The sequence below is a fragment of the Leclercia sp. UBA5076 genome, assembly GCF_002416465.1.
Classification (GTDB): domain Bacteria; phylum Pseudomonadota; class Gammaproteobacteria; order Enterobacterales; family Enterobacteriaceae; genus Enterobacter.
In genome coordinates this window covers 81037-96605 of sequence record NZ_DIAO01000011.1, presented here as the reverse complement: position 1 = coordinate 96605, position 15569 = coordinate 81037, and the positions used below count along the sequence as shown (strand labels likewise).

The 15569-nt window shown below is 55.4% G+C and carries 16 protein-coding genes and 3 tRNA genes; 9 read left to right on the top strand and 10 right to left on the bottom strand.

Translation table 11 applies throughout. The features are described from left to right. Positions 1-233: 233 nt before the first annotated feature. Positions 234-1265 (bottom strand): EF-P beta-lysylation protein EpmB, encoded by a 1032-nt coding sequence (gene epmB, locus B3X29_RS10975; RefSeq protein ID WP_103177947.1) that lies wholly within the window; start codon positions 1263-1265, stop codon positions 234-236. A gap of 40 nt (positions 1266-1305) precedes the next feature. Here epmB and efp point away from each other — a divergent pair, with 40 nt between their 5' ends. From efp to ecnB, 3 genes are all read left to right on the top strand, one after another. Next, on the top strand, positions 1306-1872 hold the full coding sequence (gene efp, locus B3X29_RS10970; protein WP_103822981.1) for an elongation factor P: 567 nt from the start codon (positions 1306-1308) through the stop codon (positions 1870-1872). Positions 1873-1965: 93 nt separating this feature from the next. Continuing rightward, positions 1966-2070 carry an entericidin A/B family lipoprotein gene (locus tag B3X29_RS10965; protein WP_371816544.1) on the top strand — a complete coding sequence of 35 codons (105 nt, stop codon included), beginning with the start codon at positions 1966-1968 and terminating at the stop codon, positions 2068-2070. 106 nt (positions 2071-2176) lie between these two features. Next, positions 2177-2323, top strand: coding sequence for a lipoprotein toxin entericidin B (gene ecnB / locus B3X29_RS10960; protein ID WP_103177950.1), 147 nt, complete (start codon positions 2177-2179; stop codon positions 2321-2323). Between the two features lie 65 nt (positions 2324-2388). On the opposite strand, the gene B3X29_RS10955 is transcribed toward ecnB, so the two are convergent. Next, complete coding sequence (locus B3X29_RS10955; RefSeq protein WP_159340233.1) at positions 2389-2976, bottom strand: helix-turn-helix transcriptional regulator; 588 nt, start codon at positions 2974-2976, stop codon at positions 2389-2391. Between the two features lie 271 nt (positions 2977-3247). Between B3X29_RS10955 and sugE the strand changes: the two genes are divergently transcribed. Beyond that, positions 3248-3565, top strand: coding sequence for a quaternary ammonium compound efflux SMR transporter SugE (gene sugE, locus B3X29_RS10950; RefSeq protein WP_014882209.1), 318 nt, complete (start codon positions 3248-3250; stop codon positions 3563-3565). Here the strand turns inward: sugE and B3X29_RS10945 are convergent. The 5 genes from B3X29_RS10945 to frdA form a co-directional block, all read right to left on the bottom strand. After that, positions 3562-4092 carry a lipocalin family protein gene (locus B3X29_RS10945; RefSeq protein ID WP_103177952.1) on the bottom strand — a complete coding sequence of 177 codons (531 nt, stop codon included), beginning with the start codon at positions 4090-4092 and terminating at the stop codon, positions 3562-3564. The genes sugE and B3X29_RS10945 overlap by 4 nt on opposite strands. A gap of 87 nt (positions 4093-4179) precedes the next feature. Further along, entirely contained in the window at positions 4180-4539 is a 360-nt protein-coding gene (gene frdD / locus B3X29_RS10940; protein ID WP_103177953.1) for a fumarate reductase subunit FrdD, read from the bottom strand. A gap of 10 nt (positions 4540-4549) precedes the next feature. Further along, entirely contained in the window at positions 4550-4945 is a 396-nt protein-coding gene (gene frdC / locus B3X29_RS10935) for a fumarate reductase subunit FrdC (RefSeq protein WP_103177954.1), read from the bottom strand. Between the two features lie 10 nt (positions 4946-4955). Next, entirely contained in the window at positions 4956-5690 is a 735-nt protein-coding gene (locus B3X29_RS10930) for a succinate dehydrogenase/fumarate reductase iron-sulfur subunit (RefSeq protein WP_103177955.1), read from the bottom strand. Beyond that, positions 5683-7473, bottom strand: coding sequence for a fumarate reductase (quinol) flavoprotein subunit (gene frdA / locus B3X29_RS10925; protein WP_103177956.1), 1791 nt, complete (start codon positions 7471-7473; stop codon positions 5683-5685). Before frdA ends, B3X29_RS10930 begins: the two co-directional genes overlap by 8 nt. A gap of 309 nt (positions 7474-7782) precedes the next feature. On the opposite strand from frdA, the gene epmA reads away from it, so the two are divergent. After that, a complete protein-coding gene (gene epmA, locus B3X29_RS10920; RefSeq protein ID WP_103177957.1) occupies positions 7783-8760 on the top strand; it encodes an elongation factor P--(R)-beta-lysine ligase in 978 nt (325 codons plus the stop codon). An 85-nt stretch (positions 8761-8845) separates the two neighbouring features. Here the strand turns inward: epmA and mscM are convergent, their stop codons facing one another. The 3 genes from mscM to rsgA all read right to left on the bottom strand — a co-directional run bounded on the left by mscM (position 8846) and on the right by rsgA (position 14306). After that, positions 8846-12169, bottom strand: coding sequence for a miniconductance mechanosensitive channel MscM (gene mscM / locus B3X29_RS10915; RefSeq protein WP_103177958.1), 3324 nt, complete (start codon positions 12167-12169; stop codon positions 8846-8848). A gap of 17 nt (positions 12170-12186) precedes the next feature. Next, entirely contained in the window at positions 12187-13155 is a 969-nt protein-coding gene (asd, locus tag B3X29_RS10910) for an archaetidylserine decarboxylase (RefSeq protein ID WP_159340232.1), read from the bottom strand. 98 nt (positions 13156-13253) lie between these two features. Then, positions 13254-14306 (bottom strand): small ribosomal subunit biogenesis GTPase RsgA, encoded by a 1053-nt coding sequence (gene rsgA, locus B3X29_RS10905; RefSeq protein ID WP_168191995.1) that lies wholly within the window; start codon positions 14304-14306, stop codon positions 13254-13256. 107 nt (positions 14307-14413) lie between these two features. On the opposite strand from rsgA, the gene orn reads away from it, so the two are divergent. The 4 genes from orn to B3X29_RS10885 all read left to right on the top strand — a co-directional run bounded on the left by orn (position 14414) and on the right by B3X29_RS10885 (position 15483). Then, positions 14414-14959 carry an oligoribonuclease gene (orn, locus tag B3X29_RS10900; RefSeq protein ID WP_159340231.1) on the top strand — a complete coding sequence of 182 codons (546 nt, stop codon included), beginning with the start codon at positions 14414-14416 and terminating at the stop codon, positions 14957-14959. Positions 14960-15148: 189 nt separating this feature from the next. Then, positions 15149-15224: transfer RNA gene (locus B3X29_RS10895), tRNA-Gly, on the top strand. A gap of 76 nt (positions 15225-15300) precedes the next feature. Further along, a tRNA-Gly gene (locus tag B3X29_RS10890) sits at positions 15301-15376 on the top strand. Between the two features lie 31 nt (positions 15377-15407). Continuing rightward, positions 15408-15483 (top strand) — tRNA-Gly (locus B3X29_RS10885). The last annotated feature ends 86 nt before the right edge of the window (positions 15484-15569 follow it).

The following is a 15569-nucleotide window of genomic DNA, read 5'->3' as shown; positions in this document are numbered from 1 at the left end:
ATGGTGTTACGTTTGAGGCTGCAGGTTGTGGGAGTGCACTTTCTTACTATTGCCTATTAGTGCAAACCCCAATTCCGAACCTTTCATAAACTTTTTTGCTGAAGTGAAGATAGCATCAACGGATATTGCCCACTGTTTCATATGATGGGTCCTTTTTAATAATATTCAGCCAGCCCCCATACTTCTGAAAGGAGATAGGGGGCTACCGGTATTTGTTACGGCCGAAAGAAGGCTCAGGAACGCTGCTTCAGGCCCAAATCCAGCGGCGTCTTACTGGGCTCCCCCCCAATCTCACGCGCCAGCTTAGGCACCATATAACCGGACACCAGGGTTAACAATTCACGCATTATGGCGCGCGCTTCTTCATCATCGACCATAAAGTGCGCCGCACCCTGCACCTTATCCAGTACATGGATGTAATAGGGCATTACCCCGGCATCAAACAGGGCATTACTCAGGTCGGCCAGCGTTGCCGCACTGTTATTCACACCACGCAGGAGAACGCTTTGATTGAGTAATGTCACGCCAGCACGTCGCAGTTTTGCCATTGCAGCCCGAAACGTATCGTCAATCTCGTTGGCATGGTTGATATGGTTGACCAGCAAGATTTGCAGCGAAGAACGCGCCAGCCGGTGAGTCAGCTCATCGGTAATACGTGCCGGGATCACAATGGGTAAACGGCTGTGAATGCGTAGCCGCTTGATGTGCGGGATCGCTTCCAGCTGCGTAATTAACCACTCCAGCTCATGATCTTTCGCCATCAGTGGGTCACCGCCAGAAAAGATGATCTCATCCAGCTCCGGATGAGCGGCGATGTAATCAAGCGCCGTCTGCCAGTTACGCTTGTTCCCCTGGTTATCGGCATAGGGGAAGTGGCGACGGAAACAGTACCGGCAATTTACCGCGCAGCCGCCCTTAACCAGTAACAGTGCGCGATTACGGTACTTGTGCAGTAAACCGGGCACCACGCTGTTCTGCTCTTCAAGGGGATCGGTGCTGAAGCCGGGGGCGGCGATAAACTCATCCTGCGCGGTCAGCACCTGTTTTAAAAGCGGATCGTCAGGGTTGCCTTTTTCCATTCGCGCAACAAAAGCGCGGGGAACACGCAGCGCAAACAGACGTTTTGCGTCACGCCCGGCAAGGAGTTTTTCGTCAGCGTCTACATTCAAAAGACGGAGTAGTTCATCAGGACTGGTGATTACATCGGCAAGTTGCAATAACCAATCTTCTCTGGACGGGGTATTTAGGGTTACAATATGCGCCATTTTGTGGCTTAGCTACCAGTTAACAATTTCAGAGGGCCTTATGGCGACTTACTATAGCAACGATTTTCGTGCCGGTCTTAAAATCATGATGGATGGCGAACCGTACGCGGTTGAAGCCAGCGAATTCGTTAAACCAGGTAAAGGTCAGGCATTCGCACGCGTTAAGCTGCGCCGCCTGCTGACCGGTACCCGTATCGAGAAAACCTTCAAATCCACCGACTCTGCCGAAGGCGCAGACGTTGTTGATATGAACCTCACCTACCTCTACAACGACGGTGAATTCTATCACTTCATGAATAACTCTACTTTCGAACAGCTCTCTGCTGACGAGAAAGCCGTTGGCGACAGCGCGAAATGGCTGCTGGATCAGGCGGAGTGCATCGTGACCCTGTGGAACGGCCAGCCTATCGCTGTGACCCCACCAAACTTCGTTGAGCTGGAAATCGTTGAAACCGATCCAGGTCTGAAGGGTGACACCGCAGGTACTGGCGGCAAGCCAGCTAAACTCTCTACCGGTGCTGTGGTTAAAGTTCCACTGTTCGTCCAGACTGGCGAAGTGATCAAAGTTGACACTCGCTCTGGTGAATACGTTTCTCGCGTGAAGTAATTCATTTCGGGATGTTGGGCGCAGCACTCTGCTGCGCCTTACCATTCTAAAGAAGGGTCATGGAAGATGTCGCGTCCACTCAAAATTATCCTGATGACAATGATTGCCAGCGCTCTGCTTTCCGGCTGCAACACCGCCCGTGGTGTTGGGGAAGATATCAAAAGCCTGGGTAACGCAATTTCGCACGCCGCCTCCTGATACTTTCTACTTTTCCTAAAAATTCTTCCTTTTCCGTCACTCGTCGGGATCCTGGCTATGCTTATGTTGCTGTACACAATAACTTTGCCTAAAAAAGGAAGACATTATGCTTAAGAAAACATGTGTAGCGATCTTTTCTGTCCTGGTGCTTTCATCTGTATTAACCGCCTGTAATACCACTCGCGGCGTCGGTGAGGATATCTCCTCTGGCGGCAGCGCGATTTCTGGCGCAGCAACTAAAGCACAGAACTAAAGCACAGGCGTAATTTTGGGCGGTACGGTGCTGAATATCCAATCGCCGTACCCTCAGTTTACCGCTCAGGGCAGTGACAGAAACGGCGAGTACCGGGTATCCATGTGCAATTTCATCCGAATATTGCGCTTGTAGGTATAAACCGTTTTTCCATGAATCCTCAGTTTGCTGGCAATGATGTGGTTGCTGGCACCCTCCATCCATAGCATTAACACCTTCTCCTCCTGGCGCGTTAATAGTGGCGTCGCGACGGGCCCTTGCTCACTGACTTCCTGCGCGGCTAAGGCTTTATTAACCGTCTGTGCCAGCATCTCCAGCCGGACCGTTTTAGACAACGATGCCCATAATGGGAACGTATCTAAAAATGCTGACATTTCAGGATGTTCTTCGGAATGCAGCAAAATGAAAGGTATGGTTTCACTGGCGCTCATCACCGAAGAAAGCTGCTGGATGTGCTGAATATCTGACATAAAGCCTTGAAAATCAGCGATGACTAGCGCCGGTTTCCACTGCAGAATATGCTCTCTGGCAAGATAGAGATTGTTAAGGCCCGTCACCAACACGGGTGAAGGAAACAGCCCTGAATGATTGATCCACATTTCCAGGCCCTTACGGGTGTAATGACACCGGTCAATCAAGAGAATTTTGAACATTTTATTTCGCAATTGGCAAAGTAGGGTCGCTTCCTGCTATCAGGAAGAGCCTCATCATAAAGAAGTCGGATGAGTAATAAATGACTGAATTTCGCAGCGAATTGCGTCTATTTCCTGGCTTTAATATCTCAACTATTGAATAAAACAAACGAGTTGAAAAATGAATTCAGGCTCTTCACAATAGGAAATTCCTATCCCTTACAGGACGACCTGTAAGTGTTTCTTTCATCGGGGACGGCCCCAGACTGTTATTTAAGTTAAGGAGCCTCATATGTCCTGGATCATTCTTTTTATTGCCGGTTTACTCGAAGTGGTATGGGCCATCGGCCTGAAATATACCCACGGCTTTACGCGCCTCACCCCCAGCGTGATTACCGTTTCCGCCATGATTGTGAGCATCGTGCTGCTCTCCTGGGCCATGCGTTCGCTGCCGGTGGGCACGGCTTATGCCGTATGGACGGGGATTGGTGCGGTAGGGGCAGCTATAACCGGGATTTTACTGCTGGGCGAGTCCGCGAGCCTGGCGCGTATCGCCAGTCTCGCATTGATTGTTGCCGGTATTATCGGGCTGAAGCTCAGCACCCATTAATGGGTCTGCTCAACCCAGATAAACTTACTGACATCAAATCCCTGACGCGTTGCGGAATTCAGTAACGCTTGTTTCACCTCATCTGAAATCGTCGGTGTGCGGGAGAGGATCCACAGGTAGTCACGATCTGGCCCGCACACCAGCGCATGCCGGTAATCTTTATCCAGCGCAATCACGTTATAGCCGCCATAAAAGGGGCCTATGAAGGAGACTTTCAGCGCTGCGGTATCAGACGCGCCGGTAAAGTACGCCTTGCCCGTCACCTTCTGCCACATGCCGCGTGCAGGATTGTAGCCCCGGTTGATCACCTGAATTCCCCCGTCTTGCATCAGGCTGTAATTCGCCGTCACTTTTTCCAGTCCACGTTCAAAACGGTGGTCAAAGCGGGCAATTTCATACCAGGTACCAAGGAATCGCTGGACTTCAAAAGGACGAACGACCGTCACGCCCCGGGGTGGGGTAGGGGAGCTACAGGCAACAACCAGAAACGCAACGGTAACTGCGGCGATGACAGGCAGGATGCGCATAGGAATATCCTTACAGGATTTTTGTTAAGTGTAGAACCTGTCAGGAATTTTGCTCTCCCACCGGCAGGCGGGAGAGCGGGGGAGAGATCACATAAAGACGACGGCAACCAGCGTGACGACGCTCAGAATAGCCGCCAGACCGTAGAACACCCATTTACCGTTAGGCACGTGGATCTTCAGGTCATGCATGGCGTGATGGATACGGTGCAAACCGCACCACAGCGGCAGAACAATCATCAGGAAGATGAATACCCGACCAATAAAGCTGTGGGCAAAGGCCAGCACCCGCTCGTAGCTCAGCGCATCGCCAGGATAGAGCCCCAGCGGCAGCATAATGCCTACCAGCAGAATAATGACCGGCGCGATAATGGCGCACCACATGCCGCCTGCGCCAAAAAGCCCCCAGAAGAGGGGTTCATCGGAGCGTTTTGGATTTGGATTAATCACGGTGCTCTCCTTACCAGAACAGGGCTACGCCAAGAATCACCACGGTTACTACCGCAGTCACCACCCAGAGTCCTTTAATGACTGGCTCTGGCCCAAGTTTTTCGTTTTTCACGATAATATTTGCTGCTTTTGGCGCCAGTTCAAACCAGGTTTTGGTATGCAACAGCGCCGCCGCCAGTACGATGATATTGAGGATCACCACAATCGGATTCTGCAGGAATCCGACGAAACCGGCCCAGCTTTCCGGACCGTGTTTAAGGGCAAACAGGCCGTACATCAACTCAATACTGAACCACACCGCCGGTACTGCCGTGCCTTCACGCAGCATATAGAAGCGATAAAACGGCAGATTTTTCCACCAGGTGGACGGCATCGGCCGTACATAGGCTTTGCGTTTAGTCGTCATCATGCACTCCTTAGCGTGGTTTCAGGGTGGCAATAAGAAAGTCTTTCGAACTTTCCACCTTACCCTGTTGGATCGCGGCGGCCGGATCGACATGCTTCGGACAGACTTCCGAGCAGTAGCCGACAAAGGTACAGGTCCATACGCCGTTCTGGCCGTTCAGCTGCGTCATACGTTCCTTCTTGCCGTGATCGCGGCTGTCTTCGTTGTAGCGGTGCGCCAGGGTAATGGCTGCTGGCCCGATAAACTCCGGATTCAGGCCAAACTGCGGGCAGGCGGCATAACACAGACCGCAGTTGATACAGCCGGAGAACTGGTGGTATTTGGCCATCTGCGCCGGGGTCTGTTTGTTCGGCCCTTGGTCTGGCGTGCGCGGGTTACCAATGATGTACGGCTTAATGGCTTCCAGGCTTTCGATAAAGTGGGTCATGTCGACCACCAGATCGCGCTCAATCGGGAAGTTCCCCAGAGCTTCGACTTTCATGCCCTTCGGGTATTCACGCAGGAAGGTTTTACAGGCCAGCTTCGGCACCTTGTTGACCATCATGCCGCAGGAGCCGCAAATGGCCATACGGCAGGACCAGCGATAGCTCAGGTCCGGCGCCAGATTGTCTTTGATGTAGCCCAGCGCATCCAGCAGGGAGGTCTGTTCATCGTAAGGCACTTCATAGAAAGCACTGTGCGGGGCGCTATCCACTTCCGGGTTATAGCGCACCACTTCGACTTTCAGGGTTTGCATCTCAGCCATTCGCCGTCTCCTTCTTATCGGCTGCTTCCGCTTCTGCCCCGTAAACGCGTTTCGCCGGTGGCAGCGTGGTGATTTTCACGTCGCTGTAGTCCAGACGGGTCGTGCCGTCCGCATCGCGATAAGCGAGGGTGTGCTTGAGGAAGTTCACGTCGTCACGCTCGGTGCAGCCTTCGTCCAGACGCTGATGCGCGCCGCGCGACTCTTTACGCGCCATGGCGGAGTGCGCCATACATTCGGCCACATTCAGCCCGTGGCCCAGCTCAATGGTGTAGAGCAGATCGGTGTTGAAGACGCTGGAGGTATCCGTCACCCGCACGCGTTTGAAGCGCTCCTGCAACTCAGCCAGCTTATCGATGGTTTTCTGCATCAGCTCCGGCGTACGGTAAATTCCGCAGCCCTCTTCCATAGAGAGTCCCATCTCATCGCGGATCTTCGCCCAGTTTTCGCTGCCTTCCTGATTCACCAGATTTTTCAGGCGCTGCTCGACATCGGCTGCCTGCGCATCAAGCGCGGCGCCGTTCGCCTCACCAGCAGCAGCGGCGCGCGCAACGGCCTGCTCCCCGGCCAGACGGCCAAACACCACCAGTTCCGCCAGCGAGTTTGAACCCAGGCGGTTAGCCCCGTGCAGGCCAACGGAGGAGCATTCGCCCACTGCAAACAGGCCCTGAATGCGGGTTTCACACTGCTGATCGGTTTCAATACCGCCCATGGTGTAGTGTGCGGTGGGACGCACAGGAATCGGATCTTTAACCGGGTCGACGCCGACATAGGCTTTGGACAGTTCGCAGATGAACGGCAGACGTTCCAGCAGTTTTTTCTCACCCAGGTGGCGCAGATCGAGGTAGACCACATCCCCGCGCGGGGTAGAGATGGTGTTGCCTTTGCGCCACTCATGCCAGAAGGCCTGAGAGACTTTATCGCGCGGGCCAAGCTCCATATATTTGTTCTTCGGCTCGCCAAGCGGGGTTTCCGGGCCCATGCCATAATCCTGCAGATAGCGATAGCCGTTTTTATTGACCAGAATACCGCCTTCACCGCGGCAGCCCTCGGTCATCAGGATCCCGGAACCCGGCAGGCCGGTCGGGTGATACTGTACAAACTCCATGTCGCGCAGCGGAACGCCGTGCTGCAACGCCATGCCCATCCCGTCGCCGGTCACGATGCCACCGTTGGTGTTATAGCGGTAGACACGCCCGGCCCCGCCGGTCGCCATCACCACGGCATTGGCGCGGATCTGGACCAGCGTACCTTCCATCATGTTCATCGCCACCAGGCCGCGAGCCTGGCCGTCATCGACCAGAATATCGAGGACGAAATGTTCGTCGAAGCGCTGGATCTGGGGGTACTGGAGTGACGTCTGGAACAGGGTGTGGAGCATGTGGAAGCCGGTCTTATCGGCGGCAAACCAGGTACGCTCAATTTTCATACCGCCGAAGCGCCGCACGTTGACGCTGCCGTCATCCCGGCGGCTCCACGGACAACCCCACTGCTCAAGCTGGGTCATTTCCGTCGGACAATGATGAACGAAATAATCAACGACATCCTGCTCGCATAGCCAGTCGCCGCCGGCCACCGTGTCGTGGAAGTGATAATCAAAGCTGTCATGATCCTGCGCGACGGCGGCGGATCCCCCCTCGGCGGCAACCGTATGGCTGCGCATAGGATATACTTTTGAAATCAGGGCGATTTTAGCGTTCGGATTAGCCTGGGCTGCAGCTATCGCTGCGCGTAATCCTGCTCCGCCAGCGCCTATAATGGCAAGATCGGCTTGAAAGGTATGCACGACATTCCTCCAGATTTTTGATATTCGCATCACGACTACCCTTGGGTAGTGCAGGGCCCAGGAGGGCAAATGCGAAGGCGATTCCACTGCTCCTTTATGGGTAACGCAGTATAGCCGCAGGGAAAGAAGGGAAATTTGACGTGTTCGATTTTTTTGCGGTTATTTCCCTTCATTTATCACTGCAATTGATGAATTGCGTCACGTAATTATTGGAGGTTATGAAAACCCTAAAATTCATTGGGCAAAATTTGTCTCCGCCCTGGGTTGCGAGTAGACTTCGTCCCCTTGTCTGAAATCGGAGAAATTCTCATGAGCGAAACGGCCACCTGGCAGCCGAGCGCATCCATCCCCAATCTGTTAAAACGCGCTGCAATTATGGCGGAGATCCGCCGCTTCTTTGCCGACCGCGGAGTGCTGGAGGTGGAAACGCCCTGCATGAGTCAGGCGACGGTCACGGATATTCATCTGGTGCCGTTTGAAACCCGTTTTGTTGGCCCTGGTCACTCTCAGGGGATGAATCTCTATCTGATGACCAGCCCGGAATACCATATGAAACGCCTGCTGGCAGCCGGGTGTGGCCCGGTGTACCAACTGTGCCGCAGTTTCCGCAACGAAGAGATGGGGCGTCATCACAATCCGGAATTCACCATGCTGGAGTGGTACCGTCCGCACTATGACATGTACCGCCTGATGAACGAGGTGGACGACCTACTGCAACAGGTGCTGGAGTGCCCGGAAGCGGAAACGCTCTCTTATCAGCAGGCTTTCCAGCGTCATCTGGAGATTGATCCGCTCTCGGCTGACAAAACGCAACTGCGTGAAGCGGCAGCGAAACTGGATCTCAGCAATATTGCCGATACCGAAGAAGATCGCGACACGCTGCTGCAGATGCTCTTTACCTTTGGTGTTGAGCCGCAGATTGGCAAAGATCGTCCGACCTTCGTCTATCACTTCCCGGCAAGCCAGGCGTCACTGGCGCAAATCAGCACGGAAGATCACCGCGTGGCGGAGCGCTTCGAGGTTTACTTTAAAGGTATTGAACTGGCGAATGGTTTCCATGAGCTGACCGATGCCCGGGAGCAGCAACAGCGTTTCGAACAGGATAACCGCAAGCGTGCCGCACGCGGCCTGCCGCAACAGCCTATCGACCACAACTTACTGGGTGCGTTAAAAGCGGGCCTGCCGGACTGCTCCGGTGTGGCGCTGGGTGTCGATCGTCTGGTGATGCTGGCGCTGGGCGCCGAGCAACTGGGTGATGTGATTGCGTTTACCGTAGATCGCGCCTGAGATGTTGTTTGCCCGGCGGCGCTGCGCTTGCACGGGCCTACGGATTTTGTAGGCCGGGTAAGCGTAGCGCCACCCGGCATTTGCACTACAAACTCCCCGCCGGGCGCTGCTTCGCCGCCGACGTCAAGGTTCTTCCCGTCTTACGTCCATCCAGCGTTTCCAGGCGCATCTGGAACGGTGGGAACGGCATATCGATGCCGTGTTCACGGAAGCCCGCCAGAATCAGCTGGTGGATCTCATGACGCAGCGGCATACGATGGCCCATCTCCGCCGCGTAAATACGCAGTTCGAAAATCTGGATCCCCTGCTGTAAATCCACCAGGAACACTTCCGGCTCCGGGGTGCTGATCACCAGCGAGCAGCGCTCGGCCGCCGTGTAGAGGATCTGCGTTACCTCTTCGCTGTTGGCATCCGACGGTGCCGGCACGGTCAGGACCACACGCGTGACGGAGTCAGACAGCGACCAGTTAATAAACTGCTCGGTGATAAACGCCTTGTTTGGCACGATGATCTCTTTGCGGTCCCAGTCGCTGATGGTGGTAGCGCGGGTGTTGATTTTGGTGATGCTCCCGGTCAAATCGCGGATCGTCACGGTATCGCCAATACGAATCGGCTTTTCAAACAGGATGATCAGGCCGGAGATAAAGTTGGCGAAGATCTCCTGCAAACCAAACCCGAGCCCCACCCCGAGCGCAGCCACCAGCCACTGCAACTTCGACCACTCAATGCCGATCATCGAGAAGCCCACCAGCCCGCCAAAGAGCATCAGCAGGTATTTGGTGATGGTGGTGATGGCGTATCCGGTTCCTGGGGTCAAATCCAGATGCTGCAACAGGGCCAGCTCCAGCAGCGCCGGGAAGTTCCGGATCAGCTGGGTGGTGATGATGAAGACCAGAATGGCAATCAGGACTGCGCCGAGCGTAATCGGCTCCAGACTCTCCACGCCCTGTACCGTCGAGGTTACATCCCAGAGGGTGATGTTCTCCAGGAAGCCAAACGCCGAATGAATTTCCGACCACAGGAAGATAACGGAGAGCAGGGCGATCAGCATCAGGATGGATCGTACCAGCCGCAGTGACTGGGTACTGATGGCATCCAGATCCAGCTCGGTTTCATCTACCTCTACTGCCCCCTCGGTACTGAGCATGTGAGGTGGCTCCTCTTCACCGCGCGCACGCTGGGCGAGGATTTCGGCCCGGCGGTTTTTCGCCCGGTCGAAGGCCAGGCGACGGCGCTGGATCAGCATCCAGCGGCGGATCACGTGGTAGACCACCAGCAGCAGGAACCAGATCGCTACCGAGGTCTCAAGACGCGCCAGCAACGCCTGAGCGGTGGCCAGATAGCCGACGGCCGCCGCGAGGATCGCCGCCAGCGGGGCGCCGAGCAGCAGATTCCACAGCATATGGTTGACCATGTTATCGCCGCTACCCTCTTTGTCGAGATAGAGCGGGATCCCGGCCTTCTTCAGGCTCAGCGTCACCACCGCAAGCGCACCGCAAATCAGCATAAAGCAGAGGCGACCCAGCGAGCCGGAAAACTCCCGATCGTTGAGGTTATCAAACATGATCAGCGCCATAATCAGCGGCACGATAAGCCCGATGCTCATCAGGTAGTAGCGCATGGCCCGCGCCACGCGATTACGCGGCCAGCCAAAGTGGGCGACAAACAGCCCGTTCGGACGCGCGAAGGTGGCGCAGATCATCACCACCCACAGCAGCGGCACGGTAGCCGTTACCCCGAAACCTATCGCCACCGCCAGCGGGTAAGGCCAGGCTTCGCGCAGGCCATAACCCAGGGTCATCCACAGCACCGGCAGCGGTGAGGCAACCAGAATCGACCAGAAAACCGTGCGCAGCGTGAGCCAGAAATGATCCTGCGTCACCTTGCCTACACGGGCGCTGGAGCGGTCAAGGAAGCGGGTGAAATGGCGACGCGAATAAATGCTGAATCCGACCAGGATCAGCGCCCCCAGCAGCGGGAAAATCGTCTCCTTGCTGGTGAGCATCATAATGCTGGCTTTGCCAAGCTGGCTGAAGGTATCCAGCGAAATCAAGCGGCGCAGGTCCTGAACAATATCAATCGGCCAGGAGAAGGAGACGGGGCGCACGTCCGAGGTCCAGAACAGATAGCGGTGGGTCGCCTCGTTGACCTCTTTTAACGCATCTTCCAGCTGGCTGTTCGATACTTTCAGTTTGGTCAGTTCAAGCAGCAGCGTATCGCCGCCCTGCAACAGAGAGTTCAGCAGCTCGCGCTGCGTTCTCAGCTGGGCTTCCAGAATCCGGTTTTGTTCGGCGGTCAACGGCTTGCCATCCGGCTGGTGGATCTGGCGCAACTGGGGCTGCTTATTCAGTTGATCCTCAAAGCGCAGTCGCTGTACGCGCAGCTGTGCCATTTCGGTATCCAGCTGCTGCGGTTTTGGCATCTCGGGCAGACGCGCAACCTGAGCGCGCAGCGCCTCGCCCAGCAGATTCGACGAACCCAGCCACTGGGACTGTTCGCGAAGGGTATTCAGCGCCTGGCGCACCTGCAGGGTCTGACTGGTTGCCTGACGTTGCTGCGAGGCCACCAGATCCATACGCTGCGCCTGCTGGTTAAGCGCGGCCGAAAGCTCCCGGTTGACTTTGAATTGCTCCACGATGCCGGACGGCAGGTTCTCGCTATTCTCCGCCAGCATCTCGGTGCTTTCCAGCGCCCGCTCAGCTTCACGCTGGCGCTGGCTGTTCAGCTGATTGCGCAGCGCCTGAAGATAAGCGTCCAGCTGCTCACCCTGCTTTTTCGCCAGCTCAGAGCGCATACGGGCCAGCTCCTGACGGTTGTTAGCCGAGAGTTGCGCCAGCTCCAGTTCATCCACCAGGGCTTTTAATCTGGCGGACTCCGCCTGCATGCCGAGATTCTGTGCCTGGTTAAGGGGGGTATTGCCGGTTTGCGCCCCGGCCCGGCGTTCAACCTCATTGAGCTGGCGGCGGGCGTCGGTTTGCTGCTGTGGTAGCTGATTCAGCGAGTCGGCGATATCCCGGGCACGCTCCTGCTCCTGCTGCGCCTGGCGGGTTTTTTCCAGTAGCTGGCTGCTGACCTGTAGGATCTCCTGGTTGAGCGCGTCAGAGGTTAAGCCCGCGGGCACCTGACGTGGCTCTTCACGGATATCGCTCAGCTGCGCGCGGAGGGTTTGCGAAAGTTTGGGGAAATTATCGATAACCTGCTGATACTGCGTGGCACGCTCAAGGGAGCCTTTACGCTCCTCAAGGGCGTTCAGCGCAGCCTGGAGCACCTCTACGGTTTCTGGCTGGGCGGGTTTTGCCGCCTTTGCCTGCTCCAGTTCTTGCGTGATTTGTTTGGTATCGGGGGCCGTCGCTGCGTAGGCCCCCATACTGAGGCACCAGGCCATCAGAAAAGTGATAATCAGGCGCACGTCAGTTTACCTTTTGCTTAGCTTACGTCTTTTTTATCGTCGACCAGTGGGCTGGCTTCGTGTTCGGCGGCAATCTCTTCTGCTGGCAGTGGCGCAGGCTCTGCATCCGTGGTGACGAAGGGCTCTGTTGATACCGCCAGCGGCTGGCCGAGCTTGGTCACGGACAGACTTTCAAGCTGCTCTACCAGCTTCACTTTACCCTGCGCAAACAGGTTGATAACGGTGGAGCCGAGCTTGAAGCGGCCCATTTCCTGACCTTTAAGCAGCGCCACGGAACCTTCGCTTTCGCCCGCAGGCCACGTCCAGCGTTTGATGATCCCTTCACGCGGCGGCGTAATGGTGCCCGCCCAGACCGTTTCGATGCTGCCGACAATGGTCGCACCCACCAGAATTTGCGCCATTGGGCCAAACTCGGTGTCGAACAGGCAGATAACGCGCTCGTTACGGGCAAACAGGTTCGGTACGTTTTGCGCGGTGAGGTGGTTAACCGAGAAGAGATCGCCCGGTACGTAGATCATCTCGCGCAGGATACCGTTGCACGGCATATGCACGCGGTGGTAGTCACGTGGCGACAGGTAGGTGGTAGCAAAGGTCCCGTTGCGGAACAGATCCGCCATCAGGTAGTTACCGGCCAGCAGGGCTTCCAGGCTGTAGTTGTGGCCTTTAGCCTGCAAAATTTTGTCGTTTTCGATAGCACCCAACTGGCTGATCACGCCGTCGGCAGGCATTACCAGCACGTTCGGGTCAGTGTTCAGGGGGCGTACTTCATCGCGCAGTGGGCGGACGAAGAAATCGTTGAAGGTGCGGTAGCTTGCCGTATCCGGCTTCTGCGCTTCCTGCATATCGACCTTGTAATATTTCACGAACAGATCGATTACCAGCTTAGTCAGCCAGCCCGCTCGTTTGCTTGCGCCCCAGCCCGCCAGGCGAGTGAGCCACAGTTTCGGCAGAATGTATTGAAGCGAAAGTTTAAATGAGTTTAACAAGGTAGCCTCCAGGCCATTGTTTTGTCGTTCCTGAGCCGGCTGTTAAACAGCCGGAACCTGAAAAAAGGGGACGATTTTAGCGACGCTTAGCTTAGTTGTCAGTCATCAGATTCAGAAAAGCTTTTACGCGTTTTTACCTGAGCCATGCTTTCGAGAATGCGGTGGTAGTTTTCAAAACGGGTTTCCGCAATTTCACCGTTTTCGACCGCTTCACGAATGGCGCAGCCCGGGTCGTTGTCATGCTTACAGTCGCGATATTTGCACGCGCCTAGGTAGTCGTGGAATTCGACAAAACCGTTAAAGATTTGTTCCGGTTCAAGATGCCAAAGACCAAATTCACGCACTCCAGGGGAGTCGATCACATCGCCGCCGTGCGGGAAGTGATAGAGGCGTGAAGCGGTAGTCGTGTGCTGGCCAAGACCGGAGGTGTCGGAGACATCGTTAGTCAGGATCTCCTGCGGCAAGCCAAGCAGATTATTCAGCAGGCTGGATTTGCCCACCCCGGACTGGCCCGCAAAAATGCTGATGCGGTCGGTCAACGCCTCTTCAAGCGGCTTCAGGCCATCCTGAGTGCGGCTTGAGACCATCAGTACGCGATAGCCAATCTTGCGATAGATATCCATCTGCTCGTTAACAAATGCGGTGCCTTCGGCGTCGAGCAGATCAATCTTATTCAGGACGATCAGCGGCTCAACCTGCAGGGTTTCACACGCGACGAGATAACGGTCGATAATGTTCAGCGACAGTTCGGGCAGAATGGCCGAGACAATGACAATCTGATCGATATTGGCGGCAATCGGTTTTACGCCGTCATAAAAGTCGGGGCGGGTTAATACCGACGAGCGCTCGTGCACGGCTTCGACGATACCTTTCACCGTCACGCCTTCAGCAGCGGCTTTACCGGGGCGCCATACCACGCGGTCACCGGTTACCAGCGAGCGGATGGTGCGACGAATATTGCAGCGGTGAACGTCGCCGTCGGCAGACTCTACATCAGCATGCATACCGAAGCGGCTAATCACGATGCCTTCCGCGGGCTCGCCAAACAGGTTGTCGTCGTAGTCGACCTTTTCTGAAGTGGTTTTAAGGCGGCGCTGATGGTTAGCTTTAACGCGGCGCTGCTGCCCTTTGGAGAGTTTATTTTTACTCAATCGTGCTGGCTCCTGGTCGCCCATATTGGGCAAAACCTCTATGATACACACTAATTAATAGTAGTTAACCTGCCACGGCCGGTTATGCGAGAAGGGTGGAAAATAACATGAGTGCAGATGAAAACAATCTGATTTGGATCGATCTGGAGATGACCGGGCTCGATCCTGAGCGCGATCGCATTATTGAGATCGCCACGCTGGTCACTGACGCGAACCTGAATATCCTGGCGGAAGGGCCGACCATTGCCGTGCACCAGTCCGACGAACAGCTGGCGCTGATGGATGACTGGAACGTGCGCACCCACACCGGCAGCGGGCTGGTGGATCGCGTGAAAGCCAGCACCCAGGGCGACCGCGAAGCCGAGCTGGCGACAATCGAATTTCTGAAGCAGTGGGTACCGCAGGGAAAATCACCGATTTGTGGCAACAGCATCGGCCAGGATCGCCGCTTCCTGTTTAAGTACATGCCGGAGCTCGAAGCGTATTTCCACTACCGTTACCTGGACGTCAGCACCATGAAAGAGCTGGCGCGTCGCTGGAAGCCGGAAATTCTCGACGGCTTTAAGAAGCAGGGCACCCACCAGGCCATGGACGACATCCGTGAGTCGGTGGCGGAGCTGGCCTACTACCGCGAACATTTTATTAATTTATAAGCGATCTTTCCGGCAGGCGTGCGCCTGCCGGGGCATAACGCTTTAAATCTGCACAATGTGACGAATATTGCAGCACTTGAACTAAATTTATAAAAAAACGCTTTTTGGGGGGTTGCAGCAGAAAGGATTTCTCGTATAATGCGCCTCCCGTAACGACAGAGAATTCATCGTTACGACAGCACAGATTTTGCGGGAATAGCTCAGTTGGTAGAGCACGACCTTGCCAAGGTCGGGGTCGCGAGTTCGAGTCTCGTTTCCCGCTCCAAATCTGTTTGCTGAGAAGTAAGACCACCAATCGCAGGATTTTGAGTTGCAACAGCAGCTTGAAAGACGAAGATTAAGCGGGAATAGCTCAGTTGGTAGAGCACGACCTTGCCAAGGTCGGGGTCGCGAGTTCGAGTCTCGTTTCCCGCTCCAAATTTGTTCGCAAAGAAGTAACACCACCCAAGCGGGAATAGCTCAGTTGGTAGAGCACGACCTTGCCAAGGTCGGGGTCGCGAGTTCGAGTCTCGTTTCCCGCTCCAAATTTTTTCTCCTCCTCCAGATATCCACCGCGGAAAGCCCCGCCGGGGACGACTTGTTTCATTTCTGACAAACTCTTCTTAACAGA

Coding starts and splice junctions, on each gene's coding strand:
- epmB (WP_103177947.1), bottom strand. CDS start 1,265: ATGGCGCATATTGTAACCCTAAATACCCCGTCCAGAGAAGATTGGTTA.
- efp (WP_103822981.1), top strand. CDS start 1,306: ATGGCGACTTACTATAGCAACGATTTTCGTGCCGGTCTTAAAATCATG.
- B3X29_RS10965 (WP_371816544.1), top strand. CDS start 1,966: ATGACAATGATTGCCAGCGCTCTGCTTTCCGGCTGCAACACCGCCCGT.
- ecnB (WP_103177950.1), top strand. CDS start 2,177: ATGCTTAAGAAAACATGTGTAGCGATCTTTTCTGTCCTGGTGCTTTCA.
- B3X29_RS10955 (WP_159340233.1), bottom strand. CDS start 2,976: ATGTTCAAAATTCTCTTGATTGACCGGTGTCATTACACCCGTAAGGGC.
- sugE (WP_014882209.1), top strand. CDS start 3,248: ATGTCCTGGATCATTCTTTTTATTGCCGGTTTACTCGAAGTGGTATGG.
- B3X29_RS10945 (WP_103177952.1), bottom strand. CDS start 4,092: ATGCGCATCCTGCCTGTCATCGCCGCAGTTACCGTTGCGTTTCTGGTT.
- frdC (WP_103177954.1), bottom strand. CDS start 4,945: ATGACGACTAAACGCAAAGCCTATGTACGGCCGATGCCGTCCACCTGG.
- B3X29_RS10930 (WP_103177955.1), bottom strand. CDS start 5,690: ATGGCTGAGATGCAAACCCTGAAAGTCGAAGTGGTGCGCTATAACCCG.
- epmA (WP_103177957.1), top strand. CDS start 7,783: ATGAGCGAAACGGCCACCTGGCAGCCGAGCGCATCCATCCCCAATCTG.
- orn (WP_159340231.1), top strand. CDS start 14,414: ATGAGTGCAGATGAAAACAATCTGATTTGGATCGATCTGGAGATGACC.